We start from the raw sequence: 20,895 nt of genomic DNA, 5'->3' as shown, positions 1-20,895 counted from the left end.
GCCTCTCCCCGTTCGCGCCGCGCAGGACGCGGAGTGCTCGGGAAGGTGATGTGCTCGGGAGCGCGGCGTAGACACGCCGATGGTCAAGAATACGGACCGGTCGCCCGTGGGGCAAACCGGCCCGTACGCCCCGGGGCGGGAGGACTCCCGCCCCGGGCGTGGGCACTACTCCGCCGCCGTATCACCCTCGGCGGCCGCGGCCTTCTTGGCCGCCGCGCTCGTCCGCTTGGTCGCGGTCTTGCGGGCGGTGGTCTTCTTGGCCGCCGTGGTCGTCTTCTTGGCGGCGGTCTTCTTCGCGGCGGTCTTGCGGGCCGCCCGCTTCTTGGGGGCCGGGGCCTCCTCGGCGGCGGCCTCCTCCGCGGCGGGGGTCTCCTCGGCGGGAGCCTCCTGCGCGTCCGGGGTCTGCGCGACGACGGCCTCGGGCGCCGCCTCAGCGACGACCTCGGCAGCGGCCTCGGCAACCGGCTCGACGGCCGGGGCGGCGGCCGCCAGGGCCGCCTCCAGGGCCGCGTCGGCCTTCGCCTGCAGCACCACGATCTCGGCGGCCTGCGGCGCACCCGCCGGAGCGGTCGCCTTGCGCACCGCCCGGCGACGCGGCCGACCGGCCGGAGCGGCGGCCACCGGGGCCACCGGGGCCTCCACAGCCACCGGCTCCACCGCCGGCACGGTCTCGACGACCGGCTCCTCGACGCCCGGGACCTCCAGGGCCAGCTGGCCCTCGATCTCCTCGCGCACCGGCTCGGCGGGCTCCGCGAACGCCTCGACGACGGCCTCGGCCACCGACGAACCGGCCTCGACGGCCTGCGGCTCCTCCTGGCCCGCACCGCCCTTGCCCCGGCGCCGGCGCTTGCCGCCGGCCGGGCCCGCCTCGACCGCGGCGGCCGCCGGGGCGTGGACGTGGGCGCTCGGCTGCTCCATGTGGACGATCACACCGCGGCCGTTGCAGTGCACGCAGGCCTCGGAGAAGGACTCCAGCAGGCCCTGGCCGACCCGCTTGCGGGTCATCTGGACCAGGCCCAGCGAGGTGACCTCGGCCACCTGGTGCTTGGTCCGGTCCCGGCCCAGGCACTCCAGCAGACGGCGCAGCACCAGGTCCCGGTTGGACTCCAGCACCATGTCGATGAAGTCGATCACGATGATGCCGCCGAGGTCGCGCAGCCGCAGCTGGCGCACGATCTCCTCGGCCGCCTCGATGTTGTTCCGGGTGACCGTCTCCTCCAGGTTTCCGCCCTGGCCGACGAACTTCCCGGTGTTGACGTCGATGACGACCATCGCCTCGGTGCGGTCGATCACCAGCGAACCGCCGCTGGGCAGCCAGACCTTGCGGTCCAGCGCCTTCATCAGCTGCTCGTCGATCCGGTAGGTGGCGAACACGTCCACCTCGGAGGTCCACCGCTGGAGCCGCTCGGCGAGGTCCGGGGCCACGTTGGAGACGTACTCGTGGATGGTCTTCCACGCCTCGTCGCCGGAGACGATGACCTTGGTGAAGTCCTCGTTGAAGATGTCGCGGACGACCCGGACGGTCATGTCCGGCTCGCCGTACAGCAGCGCCGGGGCGTTGCCGGTGGCGGCCTTCTTCTGGATGTCCTCCCACTGCTGCTGGAGGCGCTGGACGTCCCGGGTCAGCTCCTCCTCGGAGGCGCCCTCGGCGGCGGTGCGCACGATGACGCCCGCGTCGTCCGGGACGATCCGCTTGAGGATCTGCTTCAGGCGGGCGCGCTCGTTCTCGGGCAGCTTGCGCGAGATGCCGGTCATCGAGCCCTCGGGCACGTACACCAGGTAGCGGCCGGGCAGCGAGATCTGGCTGGTCAGGCGGGCGCCCTTGTGGCCGATCGGGTCCTTGGAGACCTGCACCAGCACGGACTGGCCGGACTTCAGCACCGACTCGATCCGGCGCGGGCCACCGTGGCCGAGCGCACCGAAGTTGACCTCACCGGCGTACAGCACCGCGTTGCGGCCCTTGCCGATGTCGACGAAGGCGGCCTCCATCGACGGCAGCACGTTCTGGACCTTGCCCAGGTACACGTTGCCGACGTACGAGGTGGCCTGCTCCTTGTTGACGTAGTGCTCGACCAGCACGCCGTCCTCAAGCACGCCGATCTGGGTGCGCTGACCGTTCTGGCGCACCACCATGACGCGCTCGACCGACTCCCGGCGGGCCAGGAACTCGGCCTCGGTGATGATCGGCACCCGGCGGCGGCCCAGCTCGCGGCCCTCGCGGCGACGCTGCTTCTTCGCCTCCAGACGGGTCGAGCCCTTGATGGACTGCACCTCGTCCGGGTCGAAGGACGGCTCGGTGGAGCGGCGGCGCGGCTCGCGCACCTTCACCACCGTGCGGACGCCGTCCTCGGTGGTCTCGGCGGTCTCGACGGCGCCGGCCTCACCGCTGCGGCGGCGACGGCGGCGACGACGGCGGGACGAGGACAGGCCGGAGGCCAGGTCGTCGTCGTCCTCCTCGTCGTCCTCCTCGACGGCGGCGACGACCCGGACCGGCTCCTCGGCGGGCTGCTCGACCTCGACGGCCTCGGCGGCCTCGAACTCCTCGGCCTCGCCACGGCGACGGCGACGGCCGCCCCGACGGCGACGACGGGACGGACGACCGTCCTCCCACTCGTCCTCGGTCTCCGGACCGGCGGCGGGGGCCTCCACGACGGGCGCCTCGACGGCCGGGGCCTCGACCACGACGGCCTTGGCGGGCGCCTTGGCGGCGGCCTTGGCCGCGGCCTTGCCCTTCACCGGCGCCTCGGCGACCGGCTTGCGGCGACCGGCCTCGACCCGGGCGCGGACCCGGCGACGGCGGCCGACACCGCTGTACTCGTACTCGTCCTCCTCCGTACGCTCGGCTGCGGCCGCGGCCACAGCCGGGACCGCAACCGGGGCCGGGGCCTCGACCGGCGCCGGGGCGGCGGCGGGCTGCTGCGGCGCGGGCGCGGACGGCGCGACGTAGGCGGCGGGCTCCTGGAACACCGGGGCCTGGAAGACCGCGGTGGCCGGGCGGACGGCGCGGCGGCGCACCCGGTGGTGCGGCTCGGCCTCGGCGACCGGCGCGGGGGCGGCAGCCGGGGCGGCGACCTCGACGGCCTCCTCCTCGGCGGGCTCCTCCTCGACGGGCTCCTCGGCCACCGGCTCCTCGACCGGGGCCTCGACCACCGGCGCGGCCTCGACCACGCGACGGCGGCGCGGGCGGCGGGCCGGGGCGGCCGGGGCCTCCTCGGCCACCGGCTCGGCGGCGGCGGGGGCCTCGACCGGAGCGGCGGCCTCGACCACCGGCTCCTCGACCGGGGCCTCGGCCTTCTTGCGGGTCCGACGGGCCCGGACGGGCTTCTCCGCCTTCTCCTCGGCCTTCGGCTCCTCGGCCTTGGGCTCCTCGGCCGCCGGCGCGGTGACCACGATCGCGGTCTCCTCCGGGGCACCGGCCGGGGCCTCGGCACGCTTGCGGGTCCGGCGGGCCCGGACCGGCTTCTCGGCCGCCGGGGCCGACTCGGCGGGCGCCTCGGCCGCGGCGGCCGGCGTCTCGACCGGGACGACCGTCTCGGCCGCCTCGACGGCCGCACCCTGCGGGGTGCCGGCCGGGCGGGACACCGCCCGGCGACGACGGCGCGGCGGCGCGGCGGACGCGCCCTCGCCACCGGTCACGGCGGTTCCGTTCTGTTCCGTGGCCGCAGTCTGCTGCGGATCGGTGTTATCGAGCATGCGGGTGGATCTCCCGTCAGGCCCCCGGGCTCCGCATCCGGGCACGGCACTGCGTCAGTGGACGGCCGGCATCGTGACGATGCGCGGGCCGGACCCTTTGACGGTGCCGCCGCGCGGACGCGAGGCCGCACAGGGGCTCGTAGTCTCGCTCGGCGCCCCGCGTTCGGCGGGGTGTCGAAAGTCTTCTGGTCTGACCAGTCTTCTGAGGTTTTCCCAAGCTGAGCCGTCCCCCAACCCCGGGTGGCTCCCGGAAGGGGTCCCGGGCCACCGACCGTCCTGGTCGGCGGGCCCCGAGTGGCGGGCCTGTGCTGCGACGACGCTCGCTCCCCTGGGGAGCCGCGGGAACCCTGGAGGACCGTCGGGTCCAGTGAGGCACTGGACCCGGCCTCCGCCCACTAGGCGGACGCGGTAGCGCGCGGTCCGGCAGCCGTTTCTCAGCCGGCCGGGGCCGCGGCGCGGTCGAGCGCCAGCGGGTCGGTCACCGTGCCGGACTCCTCGTCGAGCGGCCCCTGCGCCAGCCTGGTCACCTCTGCGGGGACCGGCGGCGCCAGGTCGGCCGTCGCACGGAGACCGGACAATACGTCGTCGGGTCGTACGGCGGGTGTGGCGTGTCGTACTACCAGGCGCAGTATCGCACAGGGACGGCCGGTCCGAACATCGCGGTCCGTTCCGGCCGCCGTGTCCGCACCGCCGTCGACCTGCGACTCGACGGCCTCCAGCGCCGCCACCGCACCGCGCGCGTCGAAGACCCGCACGCCGTTCTTGGTCAGGCGCTCGACCTCGACCGTCTCCTCGGCGAGGAACCTGCGGACCGCCTCGGCCGCCTCGACCGGCTCCACGCCGTCCAGGCGCAACAGCCACTCGGAGGCCTCCAGGCGCTCCACGAAGTTCGGGGTCCGGACCTCGACGGCGTCGATCACGTCCAGGCCCGCGGGCAGCGACTCGTCCAGCTGCGCCCGCAACTGCTCCGGGTCGCGCTCGGCGGCCAGGCCGATCTCCAGGTACTCCGCCTCGCTCGCCACCCCGGTCGGGGCCGCGTTGGCGTAGGACACCTTCGGGTGCGGGGTGAAGCCGGCCGAGTAGGCCATCGGAACGGCGGACCGGCGCAGGGCGCGCTCGAAGGCGCGCTGGAAGTCACGGTGGCTGGTGAAGCGGAGCCGGCCGCGCTTGGTGTAGCGGAGACGAATCCGCTGCACCGTCGGCGCGGGCGGCGGACCGTCGGGCGTACGGCGTGCCAGGGTCGCTCAGTCCTTAGTCAGTTCTTCCCGTCCGGCGTGGCGTGAACCCGCCACTGTCCGGACTCTGTCACCCCAAAGGGTACGCGCCCCGCCACCCCGCCCGCTCCGCCCCTGCTCAGCCCCGACGCCAGACCCCCGCCCGGAACGCTCCGGACGGGGGTCGAAGGCACCTGCGGCGCCGACTACTTGTTGACGACCGTCAACGGCAGCATCTTCTTGCCGGTCGGCCCGATCTGGATCTGGGTGTCCATCTGAGGGCACACCCCGCAGTCGAAGCACGGCGTCCAGCGGCAGTCGTCGACCTCGACCTCCTCCAGGGCGTCCTGCCAGTCCTCCCACAGCCAGTCCTTGTCGAGGCCGCTGTCCAGGTGGTCCCAGGGCAGCACCTCCTCGTAGGAGCGCTCGCGGGTGGTGTACCAGTCGACGTCGACGCCGGTGCCGGCCAGGCCCTTCTCGGCGGCGAGCATCCAGCGGTCGTACGAGAAGTACTCGCGCCAGCCGTCGAAGCGGCCGCCGTCCTCGTAGACGGCGCGGATGACGGCGCCGATCCGGCGGTCGCCGCGGGAGAGCAGGCCCTCGACGATGCCCGGCTTGCCGTCGTGGTAGCGGTAGCCGATGTTCTTGCCGTACTTGCGGTCGCCGCGGATGGAGTCGCGCAGCTTGGCCAGACGGGCGTCGGTGGCCTCGGCGGACAGCTGCGGGGCCCACTGGAACGGGGTGTGCGGCTTGGGCACGAACCCGCCGATGGAGACGGTGCAGCGGATGTCGTTCTGGCCGGTGACCTCGCGGCCCTTCTGGATGACGTTCTTCGCCATCTCGCCGATCTGGAGCACGTCCTCGTCGGTCTCGGTGGGCAGGCCGCACATGAAGTACAGCTTCACCTGGCGCCAGCCGTTGCCGTAGGCGGTGGCGACGGTGCGGATCAGGTCCTCCTCCGACACCATCTTGTTGATCACCTTGCGCATCCGCTCACTGCCGCCCTCGGGGGCGAAGGTGAGCCCGGAGCGGCGCCCGTTGCGGGACAGCTCGTTGGCGAGGTCGATGTTGAAGGCGTCGACGCGGGTGGACGGCAGCGACAGACCGATCTTGTCCTCGGTGTAGCGGTCGGCCAGCCCCTTGGCGATGTCGCCGATCTCGGTGTGGTCGGCGCTGGACAGCGACAGCAGGCCGACCTCCTCGAAGCCGGTCGCCTTGAGCCCGCGGTCGACCATCTCGCCGATGCCGGTGATGCTTCGCTCCCGCACGGGGCGCGTGATCATGCCGGCCTGGCAGAAGCGGCAGCCGCGGGTGCAGCCGCGGAAGATCTCCACGGACATCCGCTCGTGCACCGTCTCCGCCAGCGGGACCAGCGGCTGCTTGGGGTACGGCCACTCGTCGAGGTCCATCACGGTGTGCTTGGACACCCGCCACGGCACGCCCGGGGCGTTCGGCACGACGCGGGCGATCCGGCCGTCGGCCAGGTACTCCACGTCGTAGAACCTCGGGACGTACACCCCGCCGGTGCGCGCCAGCCGCAGCAGCAGCTCGTCGCGCCCGCCCGGGCGGCCCTCGGCCTTCCAGGCCCGGATGATCGTGGTGATGTCGAGGACGGCCTGCTCGCCGTCGCCGATCACCGCGCAGTCCAGGAAGTCCGCGATCGGCTCCGGGTTGAAGGCCGCGTGGCCGCCGGCCAGGACGATCGGGTCCTCGTCGGTGCGGTCCTTGGCCTCCAGCGGGATGCCGGCCAGTTCGAGCGCGGTCAGCATGTTGGTGTAGCCGAGCTCGGTGGAGAACGACAGGCCGAACACGTCGAAGGCCTTGACCGGGCGGTGGGCGTCCACGGTGAACTGCGGGACGTCGTGCTCGCGCATCAGCGCTTCGAGGTCCGGCCAGACGCTGTAGGTGCGCTCGGCCAGCACGCCCTCGCGCTCGTTCAGCACCTCGTACAGGATCATGACGCCCTGGTTCGGCAGGCCGACCTCGTAGGCGTCGGGGTACATCAGCGCCCAACGGACGTCGCAGGCGTCCCAGTCCTTGACGGTCGAGTTGAGCTCGCCGCCGACGTACTGGATCGGCTTCTGGACGTGCGGGAGGAGGGCCTCCAGGCGTGGGAAGACCGATTCGACAGTCATGTACTAGGAACCCTTACGACGTGATTCGGTGCCGCGAGTCGACACGGGAGGGGTGACCCTCAAGGGTAGCCCAATCCGCGGAACGGCCGGTCCGGGCACCGGCGCCCGCCCGCGCGCCCCGGGGCGTTCCGCCCCCGTCGGTGACCGCCCCGGCACGCGCGGTGCGCGCCCGCCGGCCGGGTCAGTCCGCCGTTGACACGCCCGGACGGCCCGTGCGGTACTGACAGGGCCCTGCCCAAGGCCCTGCACCCCTTCCGGAGACGGGAGTTGGGTCGTACGCTCGGCCAACGCCGATCCCCCGGCGGCCCGCTCGCCCCAGCACCACGCCACCCGTCCCCGCGCGGCCCCCTCACCCGGCCCCGCAGAGCCCGTCCCCGGCCCGCAGGCCGCGTCCGGCGTGCGGCCCGCCCGCGCCCCGTCGGCCGTGCGACCGGTCGCAAGGAGAACCATGACCGACACCGGTCGGCGGGTCCGGCCCCTGGCCCTGCGGCCCCCCGACGTCCGGCCGGCCCGCTACCCGACCCCGGCGCAGGCCGAGTCCGCGGCCCGCCGGCTCGCCCTGCGCCACCCGGACCGCTGCCGGCTGCGCGAGGTCGGCCGCTCCCGGGCCGGGCGCCCGCTGCTGCTGCTCTCGGTGGACCGCGGGCCGCGGGCCGCACTGGTGGTCGGCGGCCCCCACCCCAACGAGCCGATCGGCACCGCCGCCGCCGTCCGGCTGGCCGAGGTGCTGCTGGAGCGCCCGGCCCGGCCGGGGCTGTCCTGGCACCTGCTGCTCTGCCTGGACCCGGACGGCGCCGCGCTCAACGCGGGCTGGCTGGACGGCCCGCTCACCATGCGCCGCCACTACGAGCACTTCTTCCGCCCCGCCTTCGAGGAGCAGCCCGAACTGCTGCCCGGCCCCGGCTCGGCCCGCCCGCCGATGCCGGAGAGCCTGGCGCTGACCGGGCTGATCGACGAGCTGCGCCCGTTCCTGCAGTGCTCGTTGCACGGAGTGGACTTCGGCGGCGCCTTCGTCCAGTTGACCGGTCCGGTGCCGGGTCTGGCCGAGCGCTTCGCCCGCTCCGCCGACCGGGCCGGCATCCCGCTCGACGTGGACTCCTACGACGCCGTCGGCTGGACCAGCCCCGCGCCCGGTACGTACCTGATGCCGGCGCCGGGCAGCCCCGGCACCTCCCGGGCGCTGCCGGACGAGCCCGAGCTGTCCACCTGGTCGTACCCGGCCCGGTACGGCGCGGTGACCGCCGTCCTGGAGGTCCCGATGTGGGCGGTGGACGCGGTCGGCGACGCCCGCACCCATCCGTCCGGCCTGCGGGCGGTTGGCGCGGCCGCCCGCGACCTCACCGCCCGCACCGAGGAGCTCAGCACGCTGCTCGCCAGGGTCCCGGCGCAGGCCCGGGCGGAGCACGGCCCGCTGCTGCGCACCGCCGAGTTCAACCTGTCGGTGGCACCGCGGGTCGCCGCCGAGTGGCTGGAGCTGTGGTGCTCCGGGCCGCTGAGCGCCTCCCGGGCGACCACGGCCGGGCTGGTCGCCGCCCGGCTGCCGCTGCGGGTCGCCTCGATCCTGCTGCGGCTGCTCGCCGACGCCCGCGGTCCGGCCGCCGAGGCCGCCCGCGAGCGGGCCCGCACCGTCGTCGCGGACAGCCTGGACCGGCTGCGGCACCGCTTCGGCGCCCGCTGGGTGCCGGTCCAGGAGCAGCTGGCGCACCAGACCCGGGCGATCCTCACCGCCGCCGACTGCCTACTGCAGCCGGTCTGACGCACCGTCAACTCCCATGTGCGGCAAGGCAAAGGGCCGGTCCGGGGAACTCCCCCGAACCGGCCCTGGCCGTCGAACACTCAAGTCGGCAGTCGAACGCTCACGTCGCCCGTCGAACGCCCAGGCCGCCCGTCGAACGCTCAGGCCGCTATCGGCCGCTGGCTGCGCACCGCCTGGAGCAGCCCGATGCCGATCCAGACCGCGAACATCGAGGAGCCGCCGTAGGAGACGAACGGCAGCGGGATGCCCGCGACGGGCATGATGCCCAGGCACATCCCTATGTTCTCGAAGGCCTGGAAGGAGAACCAGGCGATCACCCCGGCCGCCACGATCGTCCCGTACAGGTCGGTCGCCTGGCGGGCGATCCGGCAGGCCCGCCAGAGGATCACGCCGACCAGCGCGATGATCGCCAGCGCCCCGACGAAGCCCAGTTCCTCACCGGCGACGGTGAACACGAAGTCGGTCTGCTGCTCCGGCACGAACTGCCCGACGGTCTGCGTCCCGTGGAACAGCCCCTTGCCGGTGAGTCCGCCCGAGCCGATCGCGATCCGGGCCTGGGCGGTGTTGTAGCCGACGCCGTTGGGGTCGAGCTGCGGGTTGGCGAAGGCGGCGAAGCGGTCGATCTGGTACTGGCTCAGCAGGCCGAGCTTCCAGATCGCGATGCTCCCGCCGACGCCGAGCGCCAGGATCCCGAGCACCCAGCGGTTGGCCGCGCCGGAGCCGAGCAGGATGCCCAGCACGATCGCGGACATCACCATGACCGACCCGGCGTCCGGCATCAGCAGCACCAGGCCCATCGGCAGGCCGGCCCAGAGCAGTCCCCGGAACACCGCCCGGTGCGAGGGGAACTCCCGCTCCCCCGCGTCCACCTGGTCCGAGAGCACGACCGCCATCGAGAGCAGGATGGCGATCTTCGCGAACTCGGCGGGCTGGACGGAGAAGCCGCCGCCGAGCTGGATCCACGAGTGGGCGCCGTTGACGGTCGAGCCGAGCGGGCTGAGCGTCGCCAGCAGCAGCAGGAGCACGCCGACGTAGACGAAGGGCACCAGGGTGCGGACCCGCCGGGCTCCTATCGCTATCACCACGGCGCACAGCACCAGGCCGATCACGAAGTTCGTCAGGTGCCGGTAGAGGAAGTACTGCGGGTCCCCGTGGGTGAGGTTGTCGCGCCCGCGGGTGGCCGACCAGACCAGCAGCGAGCTGCCGAGCGAGAGGGCCAGCCCGGCCAGCAGCAGTATCCAGTCCAGCCGCCAGATCGGGGAGTCCTTGGCCAGGGCCTTGGAGACCCCGCTGCGCTGCGGGCTGAGCCTCAGCTGCCGGTACGAGCCGTAGGAGGTCATGCCCGTCCCCTTCCCTGGCGGTTCGGTTCGAGCGCGGCGTCGACGGCGGTGTACCAGGCCGGGCTGTCGGTCGGTGGCGCCGGATCGAGGAAGGTCGGCGACGAGCCGAGCGCGGTCGGCACCGGGCCGGTGGGATCCGGTGCCGGGACGAGGGCGGTCGTCGCCGGTTCGCCGTCGGCCCGGAGGTCGACGGGCGTCTGCAGCGCCTGCGCGGAGGCGGCGTCCAGCAGCGCCGGGGCCGCGGTGGCCGGGGCCGCGGTGGAGGCGCCCTGCGCCGGGGCGGCGCCGTAGGAGGCCGGCTTGATGATCGCGGTGCCGTCCGGGTTGAACTTCGGCAGGTCGCCCTGCGGGGTGGGCAGCAGCGCCTTGCTGTTGTCGATGTTGCCCTTGTCGTCGACGCCGTACAGCGCCTGGTAGATCCGGCGGACGGCGTCGCCGGAGCCGCCGGAGCCGGTGCCGCCCTGGCTGATCGTCATGACGACGGCGTAGTCCTTGCTGTACGTGGTCAGCCAGGAGGTGGTCTGCTTGCCCTCGACCTCGGCGGTGCCGGTCTTGGCGTGCAGCTCGATCTTGTTCTGCGGCCAGCCGGCGCCGGAGAACTTCCAGGCGGCGGTGCCGCTGGTGATGACGCCGGCGGTGGCCTGGTCGATGTAGCTGAGCAGCTTCTGGCTGCCGGGGAACTTGGCGTCCTCGTGCGGGGCGATGTCGCGGACGAGGTCACCGCTGGGGCTTATCACGGCCTTGGCGATGGTCGGCCGGTAGAAGGTGCCGCCGTTGGCCAGCGCCGAGTAGATCCGGGCCATCTGGACCGGGGTGACCAGGGTGTCGCCCTGGCCGATCGCGAAGTTGACGGCGTCACCGGCGCGCATCTGGTAGCCGTCGACGCAGTTCTCCTTGGCGATCTGGTCGGAGAAGCTGTTGCCGCCCTTCTGCGCCTGCGCGCACCAGGCGTCCTTGTTGTTGTCGTAGAAGGACTGCTTCCACTGCCGGTCCGGCACCCGCCCGGGGACCTCGGCCGGCAGGTCGATGCCGGTCTTGGCGCCGAGGCCGAACTGGTGGGCGGTGTTGAAGAAGAAGTCGCCCGGGTCCTTCTTGGGCTTGATGCCGCCGTCCTTCATCCACTGGTCGTACGCCAGGCCGTAGAAGACGGTGTCGCAGGAGACCTCCAGCGCCTTCTCCAGGGAGATGGAGCCGAAGTTCTCGCTCTCGAAGTTCTTGAACTCGCGGCCGCCGATGGTCAGGCTCTTGGGGCACGGGTAGGTGCCGTCCAGCGAGTAGCCGGCCTCGACGGCGGCGGTGGTGGAGACGACCTTGAAGGTCGAGCCGGGGGCGGACTGACCCTGTATGGCCCGGTTGAGCAGCGGGAAGTTGGAGTCCTTGCTGGTCAGCGACTGGTAGTCCTTGCCGCTGATGCCGCCGACCCAGAGGTTGGGGTCGTAGGTCGGGGCGCTGGCCATCGCGACGATCCGGCCGGTGTGCACGTCCATCACGACGGCGGCGCCGGAGTCGGCCTCGTAGTTGCGGTTGGTGACCTTGTCGAAGGTGTTCCGGGCGTCGGCCATGGCCTGCGCCAGGTTGTCCTCGGTGACCTTCTGGACCCGGGCGTCGATGCTGGTGACCAGGTTGTTGCCGGTCTGCGGGGCGACCGTCCCGGCGGTGCCGATCACCCGGCCGAGGTTGTCCACCTCCAGCTTGGTGATGCCGGCGGTGCCGCGCAGGTCGCGGTCGTACACCGACTCCAGGCCGGCCCGGCCGATCTGGTCGGCCGGCAGGTAGCGGTCCAGGCCGCTCTTGTCGGCGGTCTTGCTGACCTCGTCGTCGGTGACCGGCGAGAGGTAGCCGAGCACCTGGGCCAGGTTGGCGCCCTCGGCGCCGGTGTAGCGGCGGACGGCGGTGGGCTGCGCGGTGACCCCGGGGAAGTCCTCGCGGCGCTCCATTATCTGCATCGCCTGCTGGGTGGTCGCCTCCTTGGTGACCGGGATCGGCTGGTACGGAGAACCGTTCCAGCAGGGCTGCGGGGTCTTGGCGTCGCAGAGCCGGACCTTCTCCTGCACGTCCTTGGCGGGCATCCCGAGGACGTCGGCCAGTCGGCCCAGCACCCCCTTGCCGCCGTCCTTCTGCTGGAGCAGCGAGGTGCGGCTGACGGAGACCACCAGCCGGGCCTCGTTGCCGGCCAGGATCCGCCCGGAGGCGTCCAGGATCTCGCCGCGGACGGCCGGTTCGACCACCTCGCGGATGTGGTTGCCGGTCGCCTTGGCGGTGTACTCCTTGGCGTTGCGGATCTGCAGGTACCACAGCCGTCCGCCGAGGGTGGCGAGCAGCGACAGCACCAGGATCTGCAGCACCACCAGACGGATCGTCACCCGCCGGGTACGGCCGGTCTCGGGGATGTTGCTCACGTCTCGTGCGCTCCAGGGGTGCGGGAGGGTCGGGAAGACTGGGGACCCGGGCGGGCCGACGGGCTACGGGCGCCGGGCGAAGCCGGGCACCCGCCGCTTCTTGTAGGACGGGCCGCTGGAGACGTCGCGCGTGGTGCGGTAGCGGGCCAGCGAGCCCAGCCCGGGGCCGCCCTCGTCGTCGTCGCTGGCGGCGGTGACCGGGTCGCGTCCGAAGCGGCGGCCGAGCAGCATCACCAGCGGCACCACGAACGGGGCCAGCAGCAGGTCGTAGAGCAGCGCACTGATCACCAGGCCGCCGAGGCCGACGTGCCGGGCCGCGGTGTCGCCGACCAGGGCGCCGACCATCGCGTACAGCAGGGTGGAGGCGATCGCCGCGGCGCCGACCACCAACAGTGCGCTGGAGACGGAGCGCTGGCGGCCGTGGTCGGGGCGCAGCAGTCCGGCGGCGTAGCCCATCAGGCAGAGCACCAGGGCGTAGCGGCCGATCGCGTGGTCGGAGGGCGGTGCGAGGTCGGCCAGCAGGCCGGCCGAGAAGCCGACCAGGCAGCCGCCGCTGGGCCCGTAGACCATGGCCAGGCCGACCACGACGAGCAGCAGTATGTCCGGGGTGGCTCCCGGGAGCTGGAGCCGGCCGAAGACGCTGACCTGGAGGATCAGGCCGAGCAGGATCAGGCCGGCGGAGACGGGGATGCGGGCGAGGCGCATGGCTCAGTTCCCCCCAGTGGGCTTGGCGGGCGGGGCGGCGGGCGCGGAGCCCTGCGGCTGGGCGGGGGCGGCCGGGGCCTGGCTCTGCCCCGGGGTGGGGGCGGGCGGCAGCACGGCGTCGCGCGGGTCGGTGCGCGGCGGCACGACCACCACGCCGACCAGGTCCAGCCGGGTGAACTGGACGAAGGGCTCGACCAGGACGGTCTTGGTCAGCTGGCCGGCGTTGGCCTGGACCTCGGTGACCTTGCCGACCGGGACGCCGGGGACGAAGGGGCGGCCGCTCTGCGAGCCGAAGGTGACCAGCCGGTCGCCGGCCTTGACCTGCGCCTTGCCGTTGAGCAGGGAGACCTTCATCGGGCTGTCGCCGCCCCCGGAGGCGAAGCCGATCTCGCCGCTGCCCTCCAGCCGGGTGCCGGCCGAGAAGCCGGGGTCGGAGGCGAGCAGCACGGTGGCGGTGGTCGGGGCGACGGTGGTGATCCGGCCGACCAGGCCCTGGCCGTTGATGACCGTCATGTCGCGGGTGAGGCCGTCGTCGCTGCCGGCGTCGATGGTGATGGTCCAGGAGAAGCCCTGGGCCGGGCCGATCGCGATGACCTGGGCGGCCTTGACGGTGTATCCGCCGGCGCCGGCCGTGCGCAGCAGGTCGTCCAGTTGCTTGGTGCGCCCGGCGGCCATGTCGGAGGCGGCCAGCTTCTGCCGCAGTTCGGTGTTCTCGCGGGCGAGTTGGTCGGTGCGGCCGTTGTCGGTGGCGGCGTCGCGGAAGGCGCGGACGGTGTTGGCGACCGGGTCGACGACGGTGGCCGCGCCGCGCTCGACCGGGCCGAGGGCGCTGGCCGCCGCGTGCCGGGCGGGGCCGAGCGGGGAGTCCTCACCGCCCTTGATGTCCACGGTGATCAGCGCGAAGGCGACGGCCACCAGCAGGATGAGCAGCAGCCGGCTCTCTCGTGTGTCCCTCACGGTGCTGGTACTGCCCCTTCGTACCTGGCGGCCGCCCGGGGCTGTGGGGCCCGGGCGGCGGCCCGTTCAGTTGACTGTCGGATTGTCGTCGTGGTGCTAACGGCGCGGTGAGGCGTCCAGTACCTGCTGGAGGGCCTCGAACTCCTCGACGCACTTGCCGGAGCCGAGCGCGACGGAGTCGAGCGGGTTCTCGGCGATGTGGATCGGCATGCCGGTCTCGCGGCGCAGCCGCTCGTCCAGGCCGCGCAGCAGGGCTCCGCCGCCGGTGAGCACGATGCCGCGGTCCATGACGTCGCCGGCCAGCTCGGGCGGGCACTGGTCGAGGGTGGTCTTGACCGCGTCGATGATCGAGTTGACCGGCTCGTCGATGGCGGCGCGGACCTCGGCGGCGGAGATCACCACGGTCTTGGGCAGGCCGCTGACCAGGTCGCGGCCGCGGATCTCGGCGTGCTCGTCCTTCTCGCCCTCCATGCCGTAGGCGCTGCCGATGCTCATCTTGATCTGCTCGGCGCTGCGCTCACCGAGGAGGAGGGAGTACTCCTTCTTGATGTGCTGGACGATCGCGTTGTCCAGCTCGTCGCCGGCCACCCGGATGGACTGGGCGGTGACGATGCCGCCGAGGGAGATGACGGCGACCTCGGTGGTGCCGCCGCCGATGTCGACGACCATGTTGCCGGTGGCCTCGTGGACGGGCAGTCCGGCGCCGATCGCGGCGGCCATCGGCTCCTCGATGATGTGCACCTGGCGCGCGCCGGCCTGCGAGGAGGCCTCGATGACGGCGCGGCGCTCGACCCCGGTGATGCCGGAGGGCACGCAGACCACGACCCGCGGGCGGGCGAGGTAGCGGCGGCGGTGGATCTTGAGGATGAAGTAGCGCAGCATCCGCTCGGTGATCTCGAAGTCGGCGATCACGCCGTCCTTGAGCGGGCGGATGGCGACGATGTTGCCGGGCGTACGGCCGATCATCTTCTTGGCCTCGGCGCCGACGGCGAGGATGCCGCCGGTGTTGGTGTTGACCGCGACGACGGACGGCTCGTTGAGGACGATCCCCTTGCCCCTGACGTACACCAGCGTGTTGGCTGTTCCGAGGTCGATCGCCAAGTCGCGGCCGATGAACGACAGGTTGCTCGCCATGGGGTGTGGGTGCCTTCCCGGGCTCGGAGTTCTTGGGGGTGGACGGATGCGCGCGCCCACGCTTGGGCGGAGACCAGCTGAGCTGCCTTACCGGGCCCTTGAGTCGCGTCCATCGTAGTCACGCCGCACCGCACGGACGTCGACGCGGGGCATACCGTCCATTGTCCGGAGCGTGATCGCTTCTCCGAGGATTGGGACGCCGTGTCGGCGTTCCCAGTTCCCTATTTCACGATAAGAATGCCCCGGCCGGGCCAATGGTCCCGACCGGGGCGGTACGAACGTCCTGCCGGGCGTGTCGCCCGTCGGGTCAGGCGTTCGCGGGGAAGAAGATCTTGATCTCGCGCTCGGCGGACTCCGGGGAGTCGGAGGCGTGGATCAGGTTCTCGCGGGTGATGGTCGCGTAGTCGCCGCGGATGGTGCCGGAGCCGGCCTCCAGCGGGTTGGTGGCGCCGGCCAGCATGCGGATGCCCTTCACGACCTCCTCGCCCTCGACGATCATCGCGATCGACGGGCCGGAGGTCATGAACTCCATCAGCGGCTCGTAGAACGGGCGGCCGACGTGCTCGGCGTAGTGGGTCTCCAGGGTCTCCCGGTCGAAGGTGCGCAGCTCGACGGCGGTCAGCCGCCAGCCGGCCTTGCGCTCGATGCGGCTGATGATCTCGCCCGCCAGGCCGCGGCGGACGGCGTCGGGCTTGAGCAGGACGAGAGTGCGCTGGGACACGGTGCGTCTCCTGGGGATTTGGTGCGGCATGCGGTATGGGGCAGAGGTTACCTTGCGTGAACGACCGGTCGGTTCCGCAGACCCCCGCCGTCAGACGGCCGGTGCCTCGGCGGCCGCGCGGGCGGCCTTGAACGCGTCCACCTTGCGGCCGTAGTGCACCGAGCACCACCACAGGCCGGCGAAGACCACGCCGAGGCCGAACATGGTCGGCAGGACGAAGCCGCTGGCGATCAGGCCGATCTGCAGCGCCCAGCCGATCTGCACCGCGCCGGGGCGGTTGATCATGCCGCAGAGCGCGATGCACAGCGCCATCGCGATGCCGCTGACGATCCACACCGTGGCCGTCGAGACGCTGGAGAGCTGCATCGCGACCAGCGCCGCGAAGAGCACCAGCAGCGCCTCGCCGATCAGCGTCGAGGAACAGAGCGTCCTCATGTCACTTCCTCCCGAGCAGCAGGCGGGCCTCGCCCACCGTGATGACCGAACCGGTGACCAGCACCCCGGCGCCGCCGAGGTCGCCCTCCTCCTCGGCCAGGGTGACGGCAGCGGCGATGGCGTCGTCGAGGCGGGGCTCGACCTGGACCCGGTCGTCGCCGAAGACCTCGACGGCGAGGGCCGCGAGCGCGTCCACGTCCATCGCGCGGTGGGTGGAGTTCTGGGTGATGACGACCTCGGCCAGGATCGGCTCGAAGGCCTCCAGCAGGCCGGCCACGTCCTTGTCCCCCGAGGTGCCGATCACGCCGACCAGCCGGGTGAAGCCGAAGGACTCGGAGAGCGCGGCGACGGTGGCCCGGGCGCCGTGCGGGTTGTGCGCGGCGTCCAGGATGATCGTGGGGCTGCGGCGGACGACCTCCAGGCGGCCCGGCGAGGAGACGCCGGAGAAGGCCTGGCGGATCTTGTCGGCGTCCAGCTGGCCGCCGCGGGCGCCGCCGACGCCGAAGAAGGCCTCGACCGCGGCCAGGGCGAGCGCCGCGTTGTGCGCCTGGTGCTCGCCGTGCAGCGGGATGAAGACGTCCTCGTACTCCTCGCCGCCGAGTCCGCGCAGCGTCACCAGCTGGCCGCCGATGGCGAGCTCACGGCGGATCACGCCGAACTCCATGCCCTCGCGGGCGACCGTGGCGTCCACCTCGACGGCCCGGCGCAGGATCACCTCGGCGGCGTCCAGCTGCTGCTGGGCGACCACGGCGACGGCGCCGGACTTGATGATCCCGGACTTCTCGACCGCGATCTCGCCGGTGGTCTCCCCCAGCTTGTCGGTGTGGTCCAGTCCGATCGGGGTGATCACGGCCACCGCGGAGTCGATGACGTTGGTGGCGTCCCAGGAGCCGCCCATGCCGACCTCGACCACCGCGACGTCCACCGGGGCGTCGGCGAAGGCGGCGTAGGCCATGCCGGTCAGCACCTCGAAGAAGGACATCGGGACGGGCTGCGCGGCGTCGACCATCTGCACGTAGGGCTCGATGTCGCGGTAGACCTCGACGAAGCGCTCCGGGCTGATCGGGGCGCCGTCCAGGCTGATCCGCTCGGTGACGGTCTCCACGTGCGGGCTGGTGTAGCGCCCGGTGCGCAGCTCGAAGGCGTTGAGCAGCTGCTCGATCATCCGGGCGGTGGAGGTCTTGCCGTTGGTGCCGGTGATGTGGATGGACGGGAAGGCCCGCTGGGGCTGGCCCAGGATGTCCATCAGCGCCTCGATCCGGTCGAGCGAGGGCTCCAGCTTGTTCTCCGGCCAGCGCTTGGCGAGCTCCAGCTCGACGTCGCGCAGGGTGTCGCCGGTGTCGCCGTCGGCGGGGCGGAGGGTGTACGGATTCGGGTCGGCCTTGTCGCTCACGACCACAGTCTACGGAGCGTCGGCGGTTCGTCCTCACGGGGTGACGGCGGGGGTGGCGGCCGGAGTGGCGGCCGGGTCGCCCCCGGAGTGAGAACGACCACTTTGCCCCGACTTTGCCATGATCACCTAGTTTTATCCCTTTACTATCTTTTCGGCGATCTGAACCGCAATGAAGCATCGATTCGCAACCAAAAGGAGCCAAACACCTTTGTTCACAAGGAGTGCTGCCCCATGCCCGACGCCCTGCACGACTGGTTCGTGCTCCGCCAGGACGCCGTCGTCTGGTTCGCCGGACTGATCTCCCTGGCACTCGTCGGCTACATGGCCTTCGTCTTCGGACGCTTCCTCGTGTACTGGGCCGGCTCCCGCCACGCCTTCCGGCACAACCGCCCCGCCCACCCCGGCGACCCCGCCGCCCTCCAGTGGCACCTGGTCATCCCCTGCCGCGACGAGGAGGCCGTGGTCACCCAGACCCTGGACGGCCTGCGCGCCGCCGCGCCCGAGGCCCACCTGTGGGTGATCGACGACGACAGCGAGGACGCCACCCGCGAGCTGGTCCTCGCCGCCGCGACCCGCGACCCCCGGGTCCACCTCGTCCAGCGCCGCCGCCCGCACGCCCGGATCGGCAAGGGCGCCGCGCTCAACGCCGCCTACCGGGAGATCTCCGCCTGGCTGCCCGAGTCCACCGACCGCTCCCGGGTGGTGATCGGCGTGGTCGACGCCGACGGGCAGCTCGACCCGGGCACCCTCGGCCAGGTCTGCAACCCCAAGGCGCTCGGCCGCCCCGACACCGGCGCCGTCCAGATCGGCGTCCGGATGCGCAACGCCGACGACGAGCGCCCGCTGCCCGGCCGCGGCCGCACCGCCAACGCCCTCGCCCGCGCCCTGGTCCGGATGCAGGACGTCGAGTTCCAGGCCAACAACGCCGGCATGCAGCTGCTGCGCCGCCGCACCGGCAGCGTCGGCCTCGGCGGCAACGGCCAGTTCATCCGGCTCACCGCCCTCGACTCGCTCACCGCCGAGGAGGGCCGGGCCGGCCGCCCCTGGCCCGAGCGCGCCCTGCTGGAGGACTACGAGTCCGGCCTCGACCTGCGACTGGCCGGCTGGCGGCTCACCCACGTCACCGAGACCAGCGTCTCCCAGGAGGGCCTGATCTCGCTGCGCCGCTTCCTCACCCAGCGCACCCGCTGGGCCCAGGGCAACATGCAGTGCCTGCGCTACACCGGCCGGGTGCTGCGCTCCCCGCACTACACGGCCGCAGGCAAGGCCGAGGTGATGTACACCTTCCTCCAGCCCGTGGTCTGCGTGCTGCTGGTGCTGCTCCTCCCGCTCTCGCTCGCCATCACCACCGCCGGGCTGGTGCTCTTCCCCGCCGAGACCGCCGAGTTCCAGCTCCGCTGGGGCCCGTGGATGCTGCTGGCCTTCGCGCTGGCCACGCTGCCGATGGTGTTCTGGGGCTTCGCCTACCGCAAGGCCGTCCACCCGGACCGCAGCCGGCTCACCGGGCTGCTCTGGGGCGTCCTGGTCTGGCTCTACGCCTACCACCTCTTCGTGGTCGCCACCCGGGCCGCCGTCCGGCTGGTGCTCGGACGCAACGGCTGGGCCAAGACCCGGCGCAACGCCGAGAAGGTCGCCGTCGGCGCCCCCACCGCGCTCGAATCCTGAACCGCCCCCGCCGCCGTCACCTTCCGCCGCCGCCCCACCGGAGCCTCCCCATGAGCATGTGCCTGCCCCCGAACAGCGTCGCCGTCGTCCTCGGCACCCGCCCCGAGCTGGTCAAGCTCGCCCCGCTGATCCACGAACTCGGCGACGCCACCCGGCTGGTGCACACCGGCCAGCACTGGGACGAGGCGATGTCGGGCCGCTTCCTGCGCGACCTCGACCTGCCGGAGCCCGAGCTGCTCACCGGCGTCGGCGGCCGCCCCCGGGCCGGCCAGATCGCCCAGTCCCTCGGCCAGCTGGACGCCGCCTTCGCGGAGGACCGCCCCGCCGCCGTCGTGGTCCAGGGCGACACCAACGCCACCCTCGCCGGGGCGCTGGCCGCCAACGCCCGGGAGATCCCGCTGGTGCACGTCGAGGCCGGGCTGCGCAGCTACGACCGGGCGATGCCCGAGGAGCACAACCGGGTGATGGTCGACCACGTCGCCGACCTGCTCTGCGCCGCCACCGAGGACAACGTCGCCAACCTGCGCGCCGAGTCCCTCGACGGCGACCGGATCGAGCTCACCGGCAACACCGTCGTCGAGGTGGTCCGCCGCCAGCTGCCGGACGCCTCCACCCGTGCCGCACTGCTCGCCGCGCACGGGCTGCGCCCGGACGGCTACGTGCTGGCCACCGTGCACCGCCCGGAGAACACCGACACCGCCGAGGCACTCGGTGCGGTGCTGGCCGAGCTGGACCGGATCGCCCGGGCCGGCACCCCGGTGCTGTTCCCGATGCACCCGCGCACCCGCGCCGCCGTCGGGCGCTTCGGGCTGGACGCCCTGCTGGAGCGCCTCGCCGTCACCGAGCCGGTCGGCTACGGCGACTTCCTGGGCCTGGCGAGCCACGCCGCGCTGCTGGTCTCCGACTCCGGCGGGGTGCAGGAGGAGTGCACCGTGCTCGGCCGCCCGCTGCTGGTGGTGCGCCGCTCCACCGAGCGCCCGGAGGCGGTGGACGCCGGCTTCGCCGCCCTGGTGCAGCCCGGCGAGGAGCTGGGCGCACTGGCCCGCGACTGGCTGTCCGACACCCCCGAGCGGCTGGCCCGGCTCGGCGCCACCCCGAGCCCGTACGGCGACGGCCTGGCCTCGGCCCGGATCGCCGGGCTGACCGCCGAGCTGACCGGGCGCGGCCCGGCCCAGGCGCTGCCGCAGGCCGCGTAGGGCCTCTTGACAGCCGGATTGGTCTACTCCACCTTGTGAGGCAAGTCCCCTTTCCCAGCAGGGACTTGAGTCGTCGGTAGCTCCCGTACGCGCACCATCGACACCCCGGACGGCACCACCCCCACCCCGTGCCGCCGGGCCTCCCCCACAGG

Annotated in this window: 14 protein-coding genes; 3 read left to right on the top strand and 11 right to left on the bottom strand. The window is 72.9% G+C overall.

What is annotated here, in order from left to right; all coding sequences use genetic code 11:
• Positions 1-165 precede the first annotated feature (165 nt).
• From ACIP4P_RS12515 to ACIP4P_RS12505, 3 genes are all read right to left on the bottom strand, one after another.
• On the bottom strand, positions 166-3,693 hold the full coding sequence (locus tag ACIP4P_RS12515; RefSeq protein WP_400917246.1) for a ribonuclease E/G: 3,528 nt from the start codon (positions 3,691-3,693) through the stop codon (positions 166-168).
• A gap of 434 nt (positions 3,694-4,127) precedes the next feature.
• Positions 4,128-4,889, bottom strand: coding sequence for a TIGR03936 family radical SAM-associated protein (locus ACIP4P_RS12510; RefSeq protein WP_400917244.1), 762 nt, complete (start codon positions 4,887-4,889; stop codon positions 4,128-4,130).
• A 224-nt stretch (positions 4,890-5,113) separates the two neighbouring features.
• On the bottom strand, positions 5,114-7,042 hold the full coding sequence (locus tag ACIP4P_RS12505; protein WP_400917242.1) for a TIGR03960 family B12-binding radical SAM protein: 1,929 nt from the start codon (positions 7,040-7,042) through the stop codon (positions 5,114-5,116).
• 448 nt (positions 7,043-7,490) lie between these two features.
• Here ACIP4P_RS12505 and ACIP4P_RS12500 point away from each other — a divergent pair, with 448 nt between their 5' ends.
• Positions 7,491-8,798, top strand: a complete 1,308-nt coding sequence (locus tag ACIP4P_RS12500) for a M14 family zinc carboxypeptidase (protein WP_400917240.1) — start codon at positions 7,491-7,493, stop codon at positions 8,796-8,798.
• Between the two features lie 140 nt (positions 8,799-8,938).
• Here ACIP4P_RS12500 and rodA read toward each other — a convergent pair whose 3' ends face one another.
• From rodA to ACIP4P_RS12460, 8 genes are all read right to left on the bottom strand, one after another.
• Positions 8,939-10,138: a rod shape-determining protein RodA gene (gene rodA / locus ACIP4P_RS12495; RefSeq protein ID WP_350510935.1), complete on the bottom strand. Its 1,200-nt coding sequence runs from the start codon at positions 10,136-10,138 to the stop codon at positions 8,939-8,941.
• On the bottom strand, positions 10,135-12,537 hold the full coding sequence (gene mrdA, locus ACIP4P_RS12490; protein WP_400917237.1) for a penicillin-binding protein 2: 2,403 nt from the start codon (positions 12,535-12,537) through the stop codon (positions 10,135-10,137). Before mrdA ends, rodA begins: the two co-directional genes overlap by 4 nt.
• Before the next feature lie 63 nt (positions 12,538-12,600).
• Positions 12,601-13,242, bottom strand: a complete 642-nt coding sequence (gene mreD, locus ACIP4P_RS12485; protein ID WP_350510933.1) for a rod shape-determining protein MreD — start codon at positions 13,240-13,242, stop codon at positions 12,601-12,603.
• Between the two features lie 3 nt (positions 13,243-13,245).
• Positions 13,246-14,199, bottom strand: coding sequence for a rod shape-determining protein MreC (mreC, locus tag ACIP4P_RS12480; RefSeq protein WP_350510932.1), 954 nt, complete (start codon positions 14,197-14,199; stop codon positions 13,246-13,248).
• A 96-nt stretch (positions 14,200-14,295) separates the two neighbouring features.
• The gene (locus tag ACIP4P_RS12475; RefSeq protein ID WP_350511201.1) at positions 14,296-15,321 is read right to left on the bottom strand and encodes a rod shape-determining protein; all 1,026 of its coding nucleotides are present in this window, start codon (positions 15,319-15,321) and stop codon (positions 14,296-14,298) included.
• A gap of 319 nt (positions 15,322-15,640) precedes the next feature.
• Positions 15,641-16,054 carry a nucleoside-diphosphate kinase gene (gene ndk / locus ACIP4P_RS12470; protein WP_350510931.1) on the bottom strand — a complete coding sequence of 138 codons (414 nt, stop codon included), beginning with the start codon at positions 16,052-16,054 and terminating at the stop codon, positions 15,641-15,643.
• Positions 16,055-16,144: 90 nt separating this feature from the next.
• A complete protein-coding gene (locus ACIP4P_RS12465; RefSeq protein ID WP_350510930.1) occupies positions 16,145-16,489 on the bottom strand; it encodes a DUF4233 domain-containing protein in 345 nt (114 codons plus the stop codon).
• 1 nt (position 16,490) lies between these two features.
• Complete coding sequence (locus tag ACIP4P_RS12460) at positions 16,491-17,882, bottom strand: folylpolyglutamate synthase/dihydrofolate synthase family protein (RefSeq protein ID WP_350510929.1); 1,392 nt, start codon at positions 17,880-17,882, stop codon at positions 16,491-16,493.
• A gap of 231 nt (positions 17,883-18,113) precedes the next feature.
• On the opposite strand from ACIP4P_RS12460, the gene ACIP4P_RS12455 reads away from it, so the two are divergent.
• Positions 18,114-19,547 (top strand): glycosyltransferase family 2 protein, encoded by a 1,434-nt coding sequence (locus tag ACIP4P_RS12455; RefSeq protein ID WP_350510928.1) that lies wholly within the window; start codon positions 18,114-18,116, stop codon positions 19,545-19,547.
• Between the two features lie 50 nt (positions 19,548-19,597).
• Positions 19,598-20,743: a non-hydrolyzing UDP-N-acetylglucosamine 2-epimerase gene (gene wecB / locus ACIP4P_RS12450; RefSeq protein WP_400917233.1), complete on the top strand. Its 1,146-nt coding sequence runs from the start codon at positions 19,598-19,600 to the stop codon at positions 20,741-20,743.
• Positions 20,744-20,895: the final 152 nt, after the last annotated feature.

Origin of the sequence: Kitasatospora sp. NPDC089509 (assembly GCF_044749365.1) — a bacterium.
Classification (GTDB): Bacteria; Actinomycetota; Actinomycetes; order Streptomycetales; family Streptomycetaceae; genus Kitasatospora.
Note: the sequence above shows the minus strand (reverse complement) of the source record. Positions and strands in the feature narration are given on the sequence as shown.

Bases quoted from the DNA above. Each gene is read 5' to 3' on its own strand.
- wecB (WP_400917233.1), top strand. From the start codon at position 19,598: ATGAGCATGTGCCTGCCCCCGAACAGCGTCGCCGTCGTCCTCGGCACC.
- ACIP4P_RS12515 (WP_400917246.1), bottom strand. From the start codon at position 3,693: ATGCTCGATAACACCGATCCGCAGCAGACTGCGGCCACGGAACAGAAC.
- ACIP4P_RS12455 (WP_350510928.1), top strand. From the start codon at position 18,114: ATGCCCGACGCCCTGCACGACTGGTTCGTGCTCCGCCAGGACGCCGTC.
- rodA (WP_350510935.1), bottom strand. From the start codon at position 10,138: ATGACCTCCTACGGCTCGTACCGGCAGCTGAGGCTCAGCCCGCAGCGC.
- ACIP4P_RS12505 (WP_400917242.1), bottom strand. From the start codon at position 7,042: ATGACTGTCGAATCGGTCTTCCCACGCCTGGAGGCCCTCCTCCCGCAC.
- ACIP4P_RS12500 (WP_400917240.1), top strand. From the start codon at position 7,491: ATGACCGACACCGGTCGGCGGGTCCGGCCCCTGGCCCTGCGGCCCCCC.
- ACIP4P_RS12465 (WP_350510930.1), bottom strand. From the start codon at position 16,489: ATGAGGACGCTCTGTTCCTCGACGCTGATCGGCGAGGCGCTGCTGGTG.
- mreD (WP_350510933.1), bottom strand. From the start codon at position 13,242: ATGCGCCTCGCCCGCATCCCCGTCTCCGCCGGCCTGATCCTGCTCGGC.